We start from the raw sequence: 16,245 nt of genomic DNA, 5'->3' as shown, positions 1-16,245 counted from the left end.
GAGTGCAACACTTACCGTGAACCCTGTAACAACAGCTACAGATCCAAGTGATGCAACAAGATGCGTTGGGGGAGCAAGTGTAACCTTCTCTACAACTGCAGGTGGTACCGGTCCGTTCACATACCAGTGGAGTAAGGATGGCGCACCGATCGCAGGAGCAACGATGAGTTCATATACAGTAGCTGGTCCTGTCACAGCAGCACAAGCTGGTACATACAGTGTAACCGTAACAGGAGCATGTGGTACAGCAAGTCAGAGTGCAACACTTACAGTGAATCCATTGCCAGTTATCAGTTGTAGTGCAACACCAAGTATTATTGACATAACATCTGCTGCACATAATACACAGCTTGATGTTAGTCTGGCTGGTAATGCTGATACAGATCCTACACATTACAGTTATGCATGGACAGAGGATGGTGCCGGTTCGTTTAACTTCAGTAATATCAGGAACCCTGTTTATACAGCGGGTGTACTTGATGCTGGACAGGTTGTTTCCTTTACCGTAACAGTTACAAACCTTTCCACAGGATGTACATCAACATCACACTGTTCAGTAACTGTAAATGCTGCGGGTAGTTGTCCAACAGTTCCGGTTTCGGAAGTATGTAATGGTTCAACCAATGCGTATACTGCAGGCAGAGCGCCAACAGTTAATGAAACATGGAAGTGGACCGTAAATAATGGTGCAACCATCATGGGTGCTGATAATGCCCAATCCGTAACAGTAAAAGCAGGTGCGCAAAACTTTACGTTAACGCTCACTATTTCTTATGCAAACAGGGAGCTTAGTCCAACTGTTTGCAGTTATGAAGTGACAACTAAGGTTTGTGCTCCAATATGCACTTACACGCAAGGATTCTGGGGTAATAAAAATGGTCTTGAATTATTGAAATCAATATTGACCGCACCAATAACAATTGGACGTCCTGGTCAATCAGTGACCATACCTGCAGGTTCATACGAACGCCTGAACAATATCATGCCTGGAGGTGGTACACCAACTGGTCTGAAAGCAGGCGACTGCAGTATACTTGATCCTTGTTTCGATGCGTACTTAACAAGCCAGGGCAAAATCAACAACAACCTGTTGTCACAAACAATAGGCGTGGCCCTTGCTGTAAGATTAAATGGTGCGTCGTTGTCAGGATTGGCTATTGGTTCAGGATGCATTATAACATCCGGCGGATCATTCCAGATCAATCAGAATGTAGTTAGCTATCTTGGAGCTAATGCAACTATCATGGATCTTCTTAATCTTGCCAATGATGTATTGGGTGGAGTTAAGATGCCGGGTGTTGGCGGCGTTCCAAGTTATAGTGAACTGAATTCAGCGATGGATGCAATCAATAATGGTTTTGATGAATGCAGATATTTTGTTGGGTATTGCGAAACACCTGACATTACATCTACTAACGGAGAAGCCGTTCGTATTACAGCCTATCCTAATCCATTTGTTGAAAAAGTAAACTTTGCGATCATATCTCCTGTGTCAGGAAAAGCGTCGCTAGAAGTTTATAATATGTTTGGTCAAAAAATTCAAACCGTTTATGAAGGCAACCTGGTTGCCGGCAAAACACAGTTTGTTGAATTCAGACCTAACACAACAATGGTTGCGGGTACATTAATCTACAAACTGAATGTTGGAGGTAAACAAATAACAGGTAAAGTGATCAGTCTTAAACAATAACCAACGAATTAAAACCGATTGGTAAGGCTGCCCGAAAGGGCAGCCTTTTTTATACTAAAAATCCCGGTGTTATACCAGGATTTAGTAACAGTTTGTTATTGCAGAAAAAGATGCTGATGTATTTTGTTATGAAGATCGGTTAAGTTAATTGAGCAATTTCAATTCAAATAATTTGCTCCAGTTTTTGCCGGTGATAAACAGACGTTGACCGCTGCTATCCCAAGCAATTCCGTTTAATACTTTATCGCTGTTGCTGCCACCTGATAATTCGGGGTAAGATTGTTTTAAACCTGTAAGGTCGAGTTTACCAATGACATTGCCGGTTGCAGGATCAATTTTCAATATTTCGTTTGATTGCCAAACATTGGCATACACTGCACCATTAATGAATTCAAGTTCGTTGATGTTATTGCGTAAACCGTTTTCATCCTGTATACTTATGCGACGTATTTCTTTTAGTGTTTCGGGATCCCAGAAATACATATTGCTGCTTCCATCGCTCACAATTAATTCTTTCCCGTTGTTGGTAATACCCCAACCTTCATGGTTATAATTAAATTCCTGTAATTTTTTAAATGTTGCTAAATCATATACAAAACCTTTCCTGTTTTCCCAGGTAATCTGGTAGAGTTTGTCATTTAAGATGGTGATGCCTTCTCCAAAAATTTCTGCTGGCAGCGTCACTTTTTTTGTTTGCTTTCCTGTTAACATATCAACAGGCCCCGCCCATGAACCGTTATTTAATGCGTTGTTGGGGTTACCGGTACTCTCATATAAAACACCTTTATAAAAGATCAATCCCTGGGTAAAAGAGGAAGTATCGTGCGGATAATCTTTTACCAGGTTATAAGTTAAACCTTTGGGTGGCGGTATAGTTGGAGTTGTTGTTTGGGGTTCTCCCGATTCGGGATCATTACCACATGCAGTTAAAAGGAGTGATGCAAAAAGTAAACTGTTTATTTGTTTCAACATGTTTCAAAAATAAGTAAAAGGCGATGATGCTTTTGTGAAATTGATGTGAATGATGACCGGTACTGCCTTCAATTTGGATGGCAAAAAAATATATATGTTTATGACCGCTTAGTAGTATTGCAATTGTAAAAAAATGTCTTTACGTTTACGAACTCAATTCCCATCCACCCCCCCCTGAAAGCAAATACCGTTTCTATGTTATTACTTATATGCTTTCTCTGATCCCCTTTGAATTGCTTTAATGCCAATGAATCCTTGCTTTAAATTTCAGTAATCCTTTTATTGTCCTCTCGATTTATTGTTTCAACTGAGTACGCATAATGTGCCTCATGAGAGGTACTGTATTGTTTTGTGCTTAGGGGTAACTGTCCTGTCTTTAAGATCCTATTAGCCTCCTGTGGAATGTTAGACATTTTTCACTTAAAAATTCGACAATGATGAACAAACTGCTACACGCCTCACCAACCAAAGGTGAGAAAGACAACTTGTGTAGGAACTGGCTCTGGCGACAGGTGCTGTTCCTGCTTATGTTATTTACGACGTTCAGTTCCATTGATCTGAAAGCACAAACCATTACTATTGATGGTAGTACTACGGATTGGAACTTCGCCAATTTTTCACTTAACCCTGTAAGAGTTTACAAACCCGATCCTCACGGAACGGGAGTTGTTGACGATCAGTTTACAACGGGATCGAAAGATTTCCAGCTAGCGTCGGCCCAAAGATGGGAAATGGGACAAACGAAAGCAAAAAATGACATTGCAAATGCGGCCGCCGTTATTTCGGAGGGCGTTTTGTATTTTGCCGGTGACAGAACTACCAATGAAGGCGATGCCCAAATTGGTTTCTGGCTTTATCTCAATGGTACTGGCCCCAGGACACTAACTACGTCACCTAAAGTGGGAGGCGATTTTTGGCCTGAACACAGAGTTGGCGACCTTCTTATCCTTGCCGATTTTACCGGTGGGGGACGAACAGGTACAATAACTGTTTACCGGTGGGTAGGCAGTGGAGGTAATGTTGCGAACTCAAATGGCACCTTGAATACTACTGGTATTACAGGCAATGTTGCCGAAAACAACAAGGATGAAGATAATGATATTTCGACAGTGCCAGTGGGATGGCTGATGAAGGATAAAAACGGTAATCCAACTGCTGAATATGAACAAAACCAATTCTTCGAGGGCAAGGTAATTCTTGATGGTCCCGATTTTCAATTAGGAGATGTAGACCTTTGCCAGGCAAGCATTTTAATTGAAACGAGATCTTCCCAGGAAGTTACTGCTTCACTTGATGATTTTGTGGGTGGCAGCTTTAACATTACCCCCACTGTAACGGTGAACTCTCAAACAGTTTGTGCAAGCGCACTACCAGTAACCGTTACGGCAACACCCGGAGATGGCACACCGAATCAATTTAACTACACTTGGGTAGTTCCGGTTGGTTACGTTGGTAACCCCGGAAATGTACAAAGTTTCCAAACTTCAATTGCCGGAACATATACCGTTACAATTACCCGAAAAGGATTAGAATGTCCATCTGCACCTGCTTCAGGTACAGTTGTTATTAATCCTGTAACAACAGCTACTGATTTTGATAATGCTGTACGTTGTGTGGGTGGTGCAAGTGTAACGTTTACAACAACTGCGGGTGGTACAGGTCCGTTTACTTACCAGTGGAGTAAAGATGGTGCGCCAATTGCAGGAGCAACCAATGCTTCTTATACAATTAATGGCCCGATCACTGCAGCACAAGCAGGTACATACAGTGTAACAGTAACAGGTGCATGTGGTACAGCCAGTCAAAATGCAACATTAACTGTGAATCCTACAACAACTGCTACTGATTTCGATAACGCAGTTCGTTGTGTAGGTGGCGCAAGTGTTACATTCACTACAACCCCAGGAGGTACAGGTCCGTTCACTTACCAGTGGAGCAAGGATGGTGCACCAATTGCAGGAGCAACTAATGCTTCTTATACAATTAATGGCCCGATCACTGCAGCACAAGCAGGAACTTATAGTGTAACTGTAACAGGTGCATGTGGTACTGCTTCTCAGGATGCAACGTTAACAGTAAACCCTGTAACTACTGCTACTGATTTTGATAATGCAGTACGTTGTGTGGGTGGTGCAAGTGTGACGTTTACTACAACTGCAGGTGGTACAGGTCCGTTCACTTACCAGTGGAGTAAAGACGGAGCACCAATTGCAGGAGCAACTAACGCTTCTTATACTGTATCTGGTCCTATCACTGCAGCGCAAGCAGGAACTTATAGTGTAACTGTAACTGGTACTTGCGGTACAGCAAGCCAGGATGCGACGTTGACTGTAAACCCTGTAACAACTGCTACTGATTTCGATAATGCAGTTCGTTGTGTTGGTGGCGCAAGCGTTACGTTCACTACAACCCCAGGCGGTACAGGTCCGTTTACTTACCAATGGAGTAAGGACGGTGCACCAATTGCAGGAGCAACTAATGCCTCCTATACTGTAGCTGGTCCTATTACAGCAGCTCAAGCAGGAACATATAGTGTAACCATAACAGGTACATGTGGCACAGCTAGTCAGGATGCAACATTGACAGTAAACCCTGTAACAACAGCTACTGATTTTGACAATGCAGTTCGTTGCGTAGGTGGTGCAAGTGTTACGTTCACCACAACCCCAGGTGGTACCGGTCCGTTCACTTACCAGTGGAGTAAAGGTGGTGCGCCAATTGCCGGTGCAACCAATGCTTCTTATACTGTAGCTGGTCCTATCACAGCAGCACAAGCAGGAACTTATAGTGTAACTGTAAGTGGTACATGTGGTACAGCTTCTCAGGATGCAACGTTGACAGTAAATCCTGTTACAACAGCTACTGATTTTGATAATGCAAGCCGTTGTTTAGGCGGTGCAAGTGTTACGTTCACTACAACCCCAGGTGGTACAGGTCCGTTTACTTACCAGTGGAGTAAAGATGGTGCACCAATTGCCGGTGCAACCAATGCTTCTTATACAATTGCTGGCCCTATCACTATGGCACAAGCTGGTACATATAGCGTAACAGTAAGTGGTACTTGTGGTACAGCGAGCCAGGATGCTACCTTGACCGTAACTCCAGTGACAACAGCTACTGATTTTGACAATGCAGTTCGTTGTGTTGGTGGTGCAAGTGTTACGTTCACTACAACCCCAGGAGGAAGTGGTCCGTTTACTTACCAGTGGAGTAAAGATGGTTCACCGATTGCCGGTGCAACTAATGCTTCTTATACTATAGCAGGTCCTATCACAGCAGCACAAGCAGGTACATATAGTGTAACTGTAAGTGGGGTCTGCGGTACAGCTAGTCAGGATGCTACGTTGACTGTAAATCCAGTAACAACAGCTACTGATTTTGATAATGCAGTACGTTGCGTTGGTGGGGCAAGTGTTACGTTCACTACAACCGCAGGTGGTACAGGTCCGTTCACTTACCAGTGGAGTAAAGGTGGAGCACCAATTGCTGGAGCAACCAATGCTTCTTATACTATAGCTGGACCTATCACAGCGGCACAAGCAGGAACTTATAGTGTAACTGTATCTGGTACTTGCGGTACAGCAAGCCAGGATGCGACATTGACTGTAAACCCTGCAACCACGGCTACTGATTTTGATAATGCAAGCCGTTGTGTTGGCGGAGCAAGTGTAACGTTTACTACAACCCCAGGTGGTACAGGTCCGTTCACTTACCAATGGAGTAAAGATGGTGCACCAATTGCAGGAGCAACCAATGCTTCCTATACAATTGCTGGCCCTATCACAGCAGGACAAGCTGGTACATACAGCGTAACAGTAAGTGGTACTTGTGGTACTGCGAGCCAGGATGCAACCCTGACCGTAACTCCGGTGACAACAGCTACTGATTTTGACAATGCAGTTCGTTGTGTTGGTGGTGCAAGTGTTACGTTCACTACAACTCCAGGTGGTACGGGTCCGTTCACTTACCAGTGGAGTAAAGGTGGTGTGCCAATTGCCGGTGCAACCAATGCTTCTTATACAGTAGCAGGTCCTATCACAGCAGCACAAGCAGGAACTTATAGTGTAACTGTAACTGGTACATGTGGTACAGCTTCTCAGGATGCGACGTTGACAGTTAATCCTGTAACAACAGCTGCTGATTTTGATGATGCAGCTCGTTGTGTAGGTGGTGCAAGTGTTACGTTCACTACAACTGCAGGTGGTACCGGTCCGTTCACTTACCAGTGGAGTAAAGGTGGAGCACCAATTGCAGGAGCAACCAATGCTTCTTATACTATCGCTGGACCTATCACAGCGGCACAGGCAGGAACTTATAGTGTAACTATAACTGGTACCTGTGGCACAGCTACTCAAAGCGCTACCTTAACGGTTAATCCATTACCAATTATCAGTTGCTCTGCAATGCCAACATTGATCGACATTACTTCAGCTGCCCACAACACGCAGATGAATGTTGATCTGAGTGCAAACGCAGACACTGATCCTACGCATTACACATATGCGTGGACAGAAGATGGTGCAGGTTCATTTAACTTCTACGATATTAAGAATCCTGTTTACACAGCAGCTCCAAATGATGCCGGACAAGTAATTTCATTTACAGTTACAGTTACTAACAAGCTAACTGGCTGCGTGTCCGTATCAAATTGCTCTGTTAATGTAAATGTAACAGGCAGCTGTCCTGAAGTACCAACTTCAGAAGTATGTAATGGTTCAACCAATACATATACTGCAGGCAGAGCTGCAACTGCAAATGAAACCTGGAAGTGGAGTGTAAACAACGGCGCAGCAATTGTTGGAGCAGACAACGGTCAATCTGTTACTGTTACCGCAGGTGCGCAGAACTTTACATTAACGCTCACTGTTTCTTATGCAAATACAGAGCTTAGCCCAACAGTGTGTACTTATGATGTTACTGTGGTTCCATGTGGCGGCTATTGTACTTATACGCAAGGTAAGTATGGTAATACCAGTCCAGCGTGCGATGGTGATGGCACTGGCGACGGTGTGGCCATTACATATCCAACAGTAGTTGACATGATCAAAGCCATGTTGGGAGTAGATGGTGTTGCCAATCCAATGTATATTGGTGGTGACGGCATCACAACACCAAGGATTACCATTCCTTCAACTGCATCAGCTGCAACATTGCTTAACAAATCAATGCCAGGTGGTGGTGGTGCAAGAGAATTGTTTGGTAATTGTACCGTAGATAGTCCTGTGTCTTCTTGCTGGACTCCTGGTACCAATACTTCTACAACTTATATTACAAAACAAGGAAGGATCAATAATGTGCTCTTGTCACAAACAATCACCCTTGGATTGAATATGAGAGTTAGTGGTACGTTGAGCGGGTTTGTATTAAAGGCGGGCACATTTGCAACTGCAAAAGCAGTGGGTGGATGTGGCTCAACCACACCTCAACAGCGTCGTTGTTATTACAATGAACTTGGCCAGTTGGTGGTTGAAAACGAATATGTTTACAAAACAATCGGACAAAGTATCATTGATGCGCTTGATTGCAAAGGATATGCTCACACAGTTGATGGATTGTATCATTTAGCAAATGATGCGTTGGCTAATGCTGACGGCATTATTGGAACAGAATGTGGTGCTAAACTTTCCGATATCGGTGGCGCTGCCGCTGCAATCAACGAAGGCTTTGATGAATGCAGAATTCTCATAGACTGGAACGTAGGCCCATGCGAAATTCCTTCAGGAAGAATCAACTTCAGCAATCCTTCAGGTGTTATTAACAGTGCAGATTTGACACAAGCAGTTAAAAACATCCGTGTTTCAGCTTATCCTAATCCATTTGCTGACAAAGTAAACTTTACTGTTGTATCTCCTGTTTCAGGAAAAGCATCGCTTGAAGTTTATAACATGTTTGGCCAGAAATTGCAAACAGTTTTCGAAGGTTATCTTACAGCAGGAAGAACCCAGGTGATTGAATTCAGACCAGGTTCCACTGCAGCAGCAGGTACATTGATTTACAAACTCAATGTAGCCGGACAGCAGGTAACTGGCAAACTGATCAATTTAAAACAATAACCATTTAATTTAAACCGAATGGTAAGGCTGCTCTAAGAGAGCAGCCTTTTTTATAATACAAATGCCGGTCAGCGACCGGCATTTCTTATTCAATTAATTTAAATGCAGAATTAATTCATCACGTAACAGTATGTGCCTGTTCTTGTGATGAAGAAGTCGTAATCGATCCAGCTAAAACCGGCATCGCCCCAACCCGTTCCCCATGAATTCATCACGAGGTAAGCATTTTTAGCGTCATCATATCCGCAAATTACAATGCAATGCGCAAGTGATCCTGAACCCGAATAGCTTTTCCAGACAAAACCAGGTTTTGCAGAGATAAAGCTGTTATCGGCAATAACAGAAATAATGACAGGGTGCTTTGTTGATACCATTGCTTTAATAGCAATCTTATCGCTTGTATATAATTTTGAATAGTTACCTATCTTAAAGTTTAGTGCTTCTGTGGCTTGTGTAGTTGTTGGTAGTAAAGCACATCCGTTTGAACTGCTGTAGGGCATCGATTGATAAGTGCAAATTCCATTTAACTTGATGAAGTCTAATGCAGATTGCATAGCGGAACCTGACGTGCAATCGCTGCTGAACTTGATCTGGTTGTACAAGAATTCAGGACTAAAAATGTTGGTGGCATTGCTATAGCTGGTTGCACCGGTTCTATGGTATTGCTCAGCGGAACGTGCCGCATAACCAACTGCAAAACCTACACATGACCCTTCGCTTCCCTGGTTACTTACAGGAGGCATTGCTATGCGAACTTCTGAAGTAGATGGTGGCGGTTCAACAACAACGGTGTTAATTGTTACTGAAACAGTCTTAATTGTTTGATTACCGGCTGCATCTTTTGCTGTAGAAGATATGCTATGAATGCCGCTACCTGCAGTGCCGGTATTCCATGAATAACTGGAAGATGAACCCGCCGACGACGCTACAACAATACCATCAATACTTATGTTCAATGCGCTTACACCCACATTGTCGGATGCTGATGCATTGATCGAAAGGGTAGTGTTTGCATCATATGAAGCGCCATTAGTAGGTGAAGAAATGCTCACCGTTGGAGCGGTAATGTCACCAACGGTTACATTGTTTACAGTCACCTGTATTGAACTGGAGCTGCTGTTGCCTTTACCGTCTTTGGCGGTTACAGTTAAAGTATGCGTACCGTTTGGAACAGTACCAGAGTTCCAGATCGTTGTAAAGGGAGCGGTGGTGCTGCTGGCTTTAGCAGTTCCGTCAACGCTTAACGTTACGGAGGTAACCTTAATATTGTCAGTTGCATTAACCGTTACATTCACCGTTCCAGAAACAGTGCTGCCATTTGCGGGCGACAGAAGGCTAATTGTGGGAGGGATGTTATCGGGTTTACCTTTTGCAGCAATTCTCGAAATGGGGATTCCATCAGAGGATAGACCTGATTGCAAAAAGCCGGAAGAAACAATTGCCGGTACGTTGGCCTGGAGGGCAGAGTCATCATCTACAAGACCGCCATTGCGGGTTTGCTGAATTTCGGTTTGTTCTTCGTTTACCTGGGTTGACTTTTCTTTGGAACAGGATGCTGCCACGATGCTTAACAGTACGAGCATGGGCAAAGCATAGGATCGGATTGAGGTTTTCATTGACGGATTTTTTAGTTATGTACGAATTAAAAGGTCAGTATACTAAGTAATAGTAAGGTCGATAGGGGGAAGTCCTGTGCAGTGGAGAATGGTTCATCAGTAGGGTGGATATTGGTCTGTCGATTCGTGATTGTAAAACTAAACAACCACCCATTATGCTCCAAGTTTTAGCCCTAGGACAAACTACTACATTTTTGTAGCGGAAAAACGAATAAATACGACGGGAAAATTAGGGGTCATTTTCGCCGGAATGTATGTATCAACTACTTGTATTCAATGCATTAGGGTTTACCATTAGCTGAACTAAGTTCTGCCGGCTTCATCCCTAATACCGGAAAAAAATCAAAGCCGATAACAGATATTCAAATCATTAAATTTGCAACCTCATATAGAAATTCTATTGCCATCATAGTGGAGAATGGCAGCTATGTCGAAGCCAAACTGATAGTTTTTGAAAAAATCCTTGCTTTTTGACTCTATTTCCTGAAAAAACTTTCTCAAACTTTTTGCAGGGAATGTTTGAAACCCTACCTTTGCGCTCCCAATTGAAAATTTGGGACAGATCTTATGGCTCAACGTATCAGAATAAAATTGCAATCATACGACCACAATCTGGTCGATAAATCTGCAGAAAAAATCGTGAAAACGGTTCGTAGTACAGGTGCAGTAGTAACAGGACCTATTCCTTTACCTACTCGTAAAAGAATCTTTACCGTATTACGTTCACCACACGTAAACAAAAAGAGCCGTGAACAGTTCCAACTGTGCACACACAAGCGCTTACTGGATATTTATACCAGCAGCAGCCGCACAGTGGATGCTTTGAGTAAGTTAGACTTACCAAGCGGTGTTGATGTAGAAATTAAAGCATGATGATTGTCCGCCCGGCGGACAGATTGTCTCTAGTTCTTATAAATAAGTAATATTTCATCTCTCAATACGGCTTCGGTCTGTAAAAAAGAGCTCTGAATTTTAAAAACATTCTCAACTAAAGTTGAGGAACATATAAACTAGCCCTTCGTGGTTAGTTTACCATCGGTACTTCCGATCCAAAGTGGAAAAAAGGAAAAGGTCGATGGTAAACGGGGATTGAATGATGCCGCCAGCGTCATGTCTCAACAACCTTACAGGGCATAAACTGTAAACAAATGAAAGGTATTATTGGTAAAAAGATTGGCATGACCAGCATCTTCAGTCCCGATGGTAAACAGCAGAGCTGTACCATCATTGAAGCTGGCCCCTGTGTTGTTACACAGGTGAAAACTCAAGACGCTGATGGATACAGCGCACTTCAATTAGCTTTTGGCGAAAAGAAAGAAAAGAACACTACCTCCGCTGAAAAGAATCACTTCGCAAAAGCAAACACTTCTCCTAAGAAATTCGTAAAAGAATTCCGCAACTATTCTCTCGAAAAAAATATTGGTGAAACTATTACAACTGACATTTTCGCTGAAGGCGATAAAGTTGAAGTTGTAGGTACTACAAAAGGTAAAGGTTTCCAGGGTGTTGTAAAACGCCATGGTTTCCATGGTGTAGGCGGACAATCGCACGGTCAACATGATCGTCAGCGTGCTCCGGGTTCACTTGGTAACTCTTCTGATGCTTCACGTGTAATGAAAGGTATGCGTATGGCTGGCCGTATGGGTGCAGACAGAGTGAAAGTAAAAGGTCTGAAAGTATTGAAAATTTTCCCTGAAAAGAATTACATCCTTGTGAGCGGTTCTGTACCAGGCTATAACGGTTCAATCGTATACATCCAGAAGTAATCACAAACTAATTTAAGAAGTCATGCAAGTTGAAGTTTTAAATAAAGCAGGAAAAGCAACAGGTCGTACGATCGAATTACCGGAAGAAATTTTCGGAATCGAACCTAATGATCATGTGATCTACCTCGCAGTTAAGCAATACCAGGCAGCACAACGCCAGGGTACACATAAAGTAAAGACACGTGCCGAAGTAAAAGGTGCAAGCCGTAAGCTTCACCGTCAAAAAGGTACTGGTGGTTCACGTAAAGGTAATATCCGCAACCCTTTGTATAAAGGTGGTGGTACTGTGTTTGGACCTAAGCCCCATGGTTACGATTTTAAATTGAACCGTAAGGTGAAAGACCTCGCTAAAATGAGTGCTCTTTCTTATAAAGCAAAAGAAAATGCCATTGTTATTGTTGAAGACATTACTCTCGATACTCCAAAAACAAAAGAATTTGTGGGTGTATTGAACAACCTCAACATCGGTAACAAAAAAGCACTGGTAGTTATCCCTGATTATAACGATAATCTATACCTCAGCCTCCGTAACGTTCCTTCAGTAGTTGGTTCTTTACTGGCCGATGTAAATACATACGATCTCATCAACAGCGATGTACTCGTATTAACTGAAAGTGCTGCTAAAGTTTTTTCTGAAGAAGAAGCTGCAGCGTAATTGAATCATTGAACTGAATAAACAACGTCCAGATGAGACAGAGTGAAATTTTAATAAAGCCGATTGTTTCTGAAAAAAGCAATCGTTTAACAGAAAAGAAGAACACATACGCTTTCCGTGTTGGTCGTAAAGCAAACAAGCTCGAGATCAAAAAAGCTGTAGAGGAATTCTACAACGTGAAAGTTGCTGATGTTCACACAATGGTAGCTCCCCGTAAAGCAAAAAACCGTATGACCAAAGCTGGTTATATCCAGGGAAGCAAACCAGCGTACAAAAAAGCATACGTAACAGTTGCTGAAGGCGAGACAATCGACCTGTACGGAACAGTGTAATAAGAAACAAAGAATGGTAGGTCAACTACCGCAAAAGTTGAACAATAAAAGTTTTTAAAAATGGCATTAAAAAAATACAAACCGGTAACCGCAGGTACCAGATGGAGAATCGGCAATGCTTATGCTGAGATCACCACTGATACTCCTGAAAAGTCTTTGCTCGAAAATGTAAAGTCTACAGGTGGCCGTAACGCCCAGGGTCGTCGTTCTATGCGTTACATCGGCGGTGGTAACAAAAAGAAATACCGTGTAATTGATTTCAAACGTAGTAAAAAAGATGTTCCTGCTAAAGTAGCATCTATTGAATATGATCCAAACCGTACAGCATTCATTGCATTGCTGAATTACGTTGATGGTGAAAAGCGCTACATCCTTGCTCCAAACGGTTTACAGGTTGGTGCAACAGTAGTAGCGGGGGATGCAGTAGCACCTGAATTAGGTAATGCTCTTCAAATGAAGAACATGCCATTGGGTACTAACATTCACAACATTGAAATGCAGCCTGGCCAGGGTGGTAAGTTGGTACGCAGTGCAGGTACAAGCGCACAGTTAACCAACAAAGAAGAGAAATACGCTGTATTGAAAATGCCAAGTGGTGAATTGCGTAAGGTATTGATCAACTGTTATGCAACAGTAGGTGTAGTAAGTAACAGCGATCACAGTCTTGAAACAGCTGGTAAAGCAGGTGTTAATCGTTGGAAAGGTATTCGCCCACGTAACCGTGGTGTTGCGATGAACCCTGTTGATCACCCAATGGGTGGTGGTGAAGGCCGTAGCAGCGGTGGTCATCCACGTAGCAGAACCGGTAAATATGCAAAAGGTGAAAAAACTCGCTCTAAGCATAAAGGTTCTAACAAGCTCATCATCCAACGTAAGGATGGTAAAAAACTGGCTAAGTAATTCAATCAGAAAATCGAAAACTAAAATAAACACATGGCTCGTTCGATTAAAAAAGGTCCTTATGTAGCTGCTCACCTCGAAACAAAGGTGCTTGCTATTAACGAGGGTAAATCAAAGAAAGGTGTAATTAAGACATGGAGCCGCCGCTCTACAATTACTCCTGATTTTGTTGGTCACACATTCGCTGTGCACAACGGAAACAAATTCATCCCTGTTTACGTAACAGAATTTATGGTTGGTCATAAACTTGGTGAATTTGCTCCTACCAGAAACTTTAAAGGACACTCAAGCAAGAAAGTAGGTTAATGGTGAAAGACTTTGGTCTGAAACCTCAAAATAAAACAAATGGAAGCAGTAGCAAAACTCAGAAATTATCCCACATCGCCACGCAGAATGCGTTTGCTGGCTGATGAGATCCGTGGAATGGATGTTGAAAAGGCATTGGCTTTATTGGATTTCCATCCTCAACATTCTGCAACACCGCTTGGTAAACTTTTAAAAAGTGCTATCAGCAACTGGGAACAAAAGAATAGTGGACAAAGTGCAGCTGACTCATCATTGATTGTAAAAACAATCTTTGTTGATGGTGCACGCATGGTGAAGCGTTTGCGTCCTGCTCCACAGGGCCGTGCTTACAGAGTAAGAAAGCGCAGCAACCACGTAACCATTATCGTAGACAAAAAATTAATTGATTAAATCTTATAAACCATTCTATGGGTCAGAAAGCAAATCCAATTGGTAACAGGTTAGGCATCATCCGCGGATGGGAGAGCAACTGGTATGGTAGCAAAAAAGACTATGCTGGTAAATTGATCGAGGATAACAAGATCAGAACATATCTCAATGCCCGTATCAATAAAGGCGGTATCGCTAAAATTGTGATTGAGCGTACACTCAACAAATTGATTGTAACTATTCACACTTCTAAGCCTGGTATCATCATCGGTAAAGGTGGTGGAGAAGTTGATCGTATTAAAGAAGAGTTGAAGAAATTGACTGGTAAAGATGATGTGCAGATCAACATTCTTGAAATTCGTCGTCCGGAAGTAGATGCAACAATTGTTGCTGATACTATCGCTCGTCAGATCGAAAACCGTATCAACTACAAGCGTGCTATTAAAATGGCTATAGCTTCTGCGCTCCGTATGGGTGCTGAAGGAATTAAAGTAAAAGTATCTGGTCGTTTAGGTGGTGCTGAAATTGCACGTACTGAAGAAATCAAACAAGGCCGTACTCCACTACATACTTTCCGTATGGATATTGATTATGCTAACCTGTTTGCATTAACAGTGTATGGTAAGATCGGTATCAAAGTATGGATCTGTAAAGGTGAAGTATTGACCAAGCGTGATCTTAACCCCAACTTCATTGGTGGTAAGAGCGATGTAAGCGACAGAAAGGATCGTCGTGAAGATGGTGGCGACAGAAGAGGTGGTGATAGAAGAGATGATCGTCGTGGTGGTGGACACGGTGGTGGCCAACGCAGAGACAGCCGTAAAGGATAATAATCAAGTACGATTTACGAAGTAACAAGTACAAAGCAAAAAACAAACAGTAACAAGAAATATATTAAGCAATGTTACAGCCGAAAAGAACAAAACACAGAAAATCACAGAAAGGACGTATCCGTGCTGTGGCGAAGCGTGGAACCAGCATTTCATTTGGTTCATATGCTTTGAAGGCCTTGGAACCTGTATGGTTAACCAACCGCCAGATTGAAAGTGCCCGCCAGGCAATGACACGTGCGATGAAGCGTGAAGGTAATGTGTGGATCCGTGTGTTCCCCGACAAAATTGTTACCCGCAAGCCAGCTGAAGTACGTATGGGTAAAGGTAAAGGTAACCCTGAAGGATGGGCTGCTATCATTGAACCAGGACGTATTTTGTTTGAAGCTGACGGTGTACCTGAAACTGTTGCTAAAGAAGCAATGGAACTGGCTGCACAAAAGCTTCCAATCAAAACAAAATTCATCGTACGCAGAGACCTGGTTGCGTAATTAACAAGTTCGAACTGATAAACTGATTAACATGGCAAAGACAACTGATTTTTTAAAAAGCATAAAAGAGCTGAGTGTTAACGACCTCACTGCACGCATCAAAGAAGATGAACAGCGCTTGAAAAAGCTTGAATTTGCTCACGCTATTTCTCCATTGGAGAATCCGGTTAGCATCCGTGGCTTACGTCGTGACGTTGCCCGTTTGAAAACAGAGTTAAGAAAAAAACAAATGGGTATCTGATCACCCTAATCCCGGTAGGGAATA

General features: G+C 42.7%; 14 protein-coding genes. 12 read left to right on the top strand and 2 right to left on the bottom strand.

Annotation, left to right across the window (positions count from 1 at the left end):
* Positions 1–1,690, top strand: a 1,690-nt coding sequence (locus ACO1QW_RS08570; protein ID WP_486257558.1) for a T9SS type A sorting domain-containing protein, incomplete at its 5' end; no start/stop codon positions are given.
* 144 nt (positions 1,691–1,834) lie between these two features.
* Here ACO1QW_RS08570 and ACO1QW_RS08565 read toward each other — a convergent pair.
* A complete protein-coding gene (locus ACO1QW_RS08565) occupies positions 1,835–2,662 on the bottom strand; it encodes a glutaminyl-peptide cyclotransferase (RefSeq protein WP_486257556.1) in 828 nt (275 codons plus the stop codon).
* A gap of 434 nt (positions 2,663–3,096) precedes the next feature.
* On the opposite strand from ACO1QW_RS08565, the gene ACO1QW_RS08560 reads away from it, so the two are divergent.
* The gene (locus tag ACO1QW_RS08560) at positions 3,097–8,715 is read left to right on the top strand and encodes a T9SS type A sorting domain-containing protein (RefSeq protein ID WP_486257554.1); all 5,619 of its coding nucleotides are present in this window, start codon (positions 3,097–3,099) and stop codon (positions 8,713–8,715) included.
* 110 nt (positions 8,716–8,825) lie between these two features.
* On the opposite strand, the gene ACO1QW_RS08555 is transcribed toward ACO1QW_RS08560, so the two are convergent.
* A complete protein-coding gene (locus ACO1QW_RS08555; protein ID WP_486257552.1) occupies positions 8,826–10,331 on the bottom strand; it encodes an Ig-like domain-containing protein in 1,506 nt (501 codons plus the stop codon).
* A gap of 567 nt (positions 10,332–10,898) precedes the next feature.
* On the opposite strand from ACO1QW_RS08555, the gene rpsJ reads away from it, so the two are divergent.
* From rpsJ to rpmC, 10 genes are all read left to right on the top strand, one after another.
* A complete protein-coding gene (rpsJ, locus tag ACO1QW_RS08550) occupies positions 10,899–11,204 on the top strand; it encodes a 30S ribosomal protein S10 (RefSeq protein WP_129132889.1) in 306 nt (101 codons plus the stop codon).
* A gap of 275 nt (positions 11,205–11,479) precedes the next feature.
* The gene (gene rplC, locus ACO1QW_RS08545) at positions 11,480–12,097 is read left to right on the top strand and encodes a 50S ribosomal protein L3 (RefSeq protein WP_486257550.1); all 618 of its coding nucleotides are present in this window, start codon (positions 11,480–11,482) and stop codon (positions 12,095–12,097) included.
* 22 nt (positions 12,098–12,119) lie between these two features.
* A complete protein-coding gene (rplD, locus tag ACO1QW_RS08540; protein WP_486257548.1) occupies positions 12,120–12,752 on the top strand; it encodes a 50S ribosomal protein L4 in 633 nt (210 codons plus the stop codon).
* A 32-nt stretch (positions 12,753–12,784) separates the two neighbouring features.
* Positions 12,785–13,084, top strand: a complete 300-nt coding sequence (rplW, locus tag ACO1QW_RS08535; RefSeq protein ID WP_144888368.1) for a 50S ribosomal protein L23 — start codon at positions 12,785–12,787, stop codon at positions 13,082–13,084.
* A gap of 60 nt (positions 13,085–13,144) precedes the next feature.
* Positions 13,145–13,984, top strand: coding sequence for a 50S ribosomal protein L2 (gene rplB / locus ACO1QW_RS08530; protein WP_486257546.1), 840 nt, complete (start codon positions 13,145–13,147; stop codon positions 13,982–13,984).
* Between the two features lie 33 nt (positions 13,985–14,017).
* Positions 14,018–14,290 carry a 30S ribosomal protein S19 gene (rpsS, locus tag ACO1QW_RS08525; protein ID WP_486257544.1) on the top strand — a complete coding sequence of 91 codons (273 nt, stop codon included), beginning with the start codon at positions 14,018–14,020 and terminating at the stop codon, positions 14,288–14,290.
* Positions 14,291–14,329: 39 nt separating this feature from the next.
* The gene (gene rplV, locus ACO1QW_RS08520; protein WP_182801839.1) at positions 14,330–14,680 is read left to right on the top strand and encodes a 50S ribosomal protein L22; all 351 of its coding nucleotides are present in this window, start codon (positions 14,330–14,332) and stop codon (positions 14,678–14,680) included.
* 17 nt (positions 14,681–14,697) lie between these two features.
* Positions 14,698–15,489, top strand: a complete 792-nt coding sequence (gene rpsC / locus ACO1QW_RS08515) for a 30S ribosomal protein S3 (protein WP_486257542.1) — start codon at positions 14,698–14,700, stop codon at positions 15,487–15,489.
* Between the two features lie 71 nt (positions 15,490–15,560).
* On the top strand, positions 15,561–15,980 hold the full coding sequence (gene rplP / locus ACO1QW_RS08510) for a 50S ribosomal protein L16 (protein ID WP_182801837.1): 420 nt from the start codon (positions 15,561–15,563) through the stop codon (positions 15,978–15,980).
* A 31-nt stretch (positions 15,981–16,011) separates the two neighbouring features.
* A complete protein-coding gene (rpmC, locus tag ACO1QW_RS08505) occupies positions 16,012–16,221 on the top strand; it encodes a 50S ribosomal protein L29 (RefSeq protein ID WP_486257540.1) in 210 nt (69 codons plus the stop codon).
* Positions 16,222–16,245 lie beyond the last annotated feature (24 nt).

Source organism: Lacibacter sp. (genome assembly GCF_057361365.1).
Note: the sequence above shows the minus strand (reverse complement) of the source record. Positions and strands in the feature narration are given on the sequence as shown.

Bases quoted from the DNA above. Each gene is read 5' to 3' on its own strand.
- ACO1QW_RS08565 (WP_486257556.1), bottom strand. From the start codon at position 2,662: ATGTTGAAACAAATAAACAGTTTACTTTTTGCATCACTCCTTTTAACT.
- ACO1QW_RS08560 (WP_486257554.1), top strand. From the start codon at position 3,097: ATGATGAACAAACTGCTACACGCCTCACCAACCAAAGGTGAGAAAGAC.
- ACO1QW_RS08555 (WP_486257552.1), bottom strand. From the start codon at position 10,331: ATGAAAACCTCAATCCGATCCTATGCTTTGCCCATGCTCGTACTGTTA.
- rpsJ (WP_129132889.1), top strand. From the start codon at position 10,899: ATGGCTCAACGTATCAGAATAAAATTGCAATCATACGACCACAATCTG.
- rplC (WP_486257550.1), top strand. From the start codon at position 11,480: ATGAAAGGTATTATTGGTAAAAAGATTGGCATGACCAGCATCTTCAGT.
- rplD (WP_486257548.1), top strand. From the start codon at position 12,120: ATGCAAGTTGAAGTTTTAAATAAAGCAGGAAAAGCAACAGGTCGTACG.
- rplW (WP_144888368.1), top strand. From the start codon at position 12,785: ATGAGACAGAGTGAAATTTTAATAAAGCCGATTGTTTCTGAAAAAAGC.
- rplB (WP_486257546.1), top strand. From the start codon at position 13,145: ATGGCATTAAAAAAATACAAACCGGTAACCGCAGGTACCAGATGGAGA.
- rpsS (WP_486257544.1), top strand. From the start codon at position 14,018: ATGGCTCGTTCGATTAAAAAAGGTCCTTATGTAGCTGCTCACCTCGAA.
- rplV (WP_182801839.1), top strand. From the start codon at position 14,330: ATGGAAGCAGTAGCAAAACTCAGAAATTATCCCACATCGCCACGCAGA.
- rpsC (WP_486257542.1), top strand. From the start codon at position 14,698: ATGGGTCAGAAAGCAAATCCAATTGGTAACAGGTTAGGCATCATCCGC.
- rplP (WP_182801837.1), top strand. From the start codon at position 15,561: ATGTTACAGCCGAAAAGAACAAAACACAGAAAATCACAGAAAGGACGT.
- rpmC (WP_486257540.1), top strand. From the start codon at position 16,012: ATGGCAAAGACAACTGATTTTTTAAAAAGCATAAAAGAGCTGAGTGTT.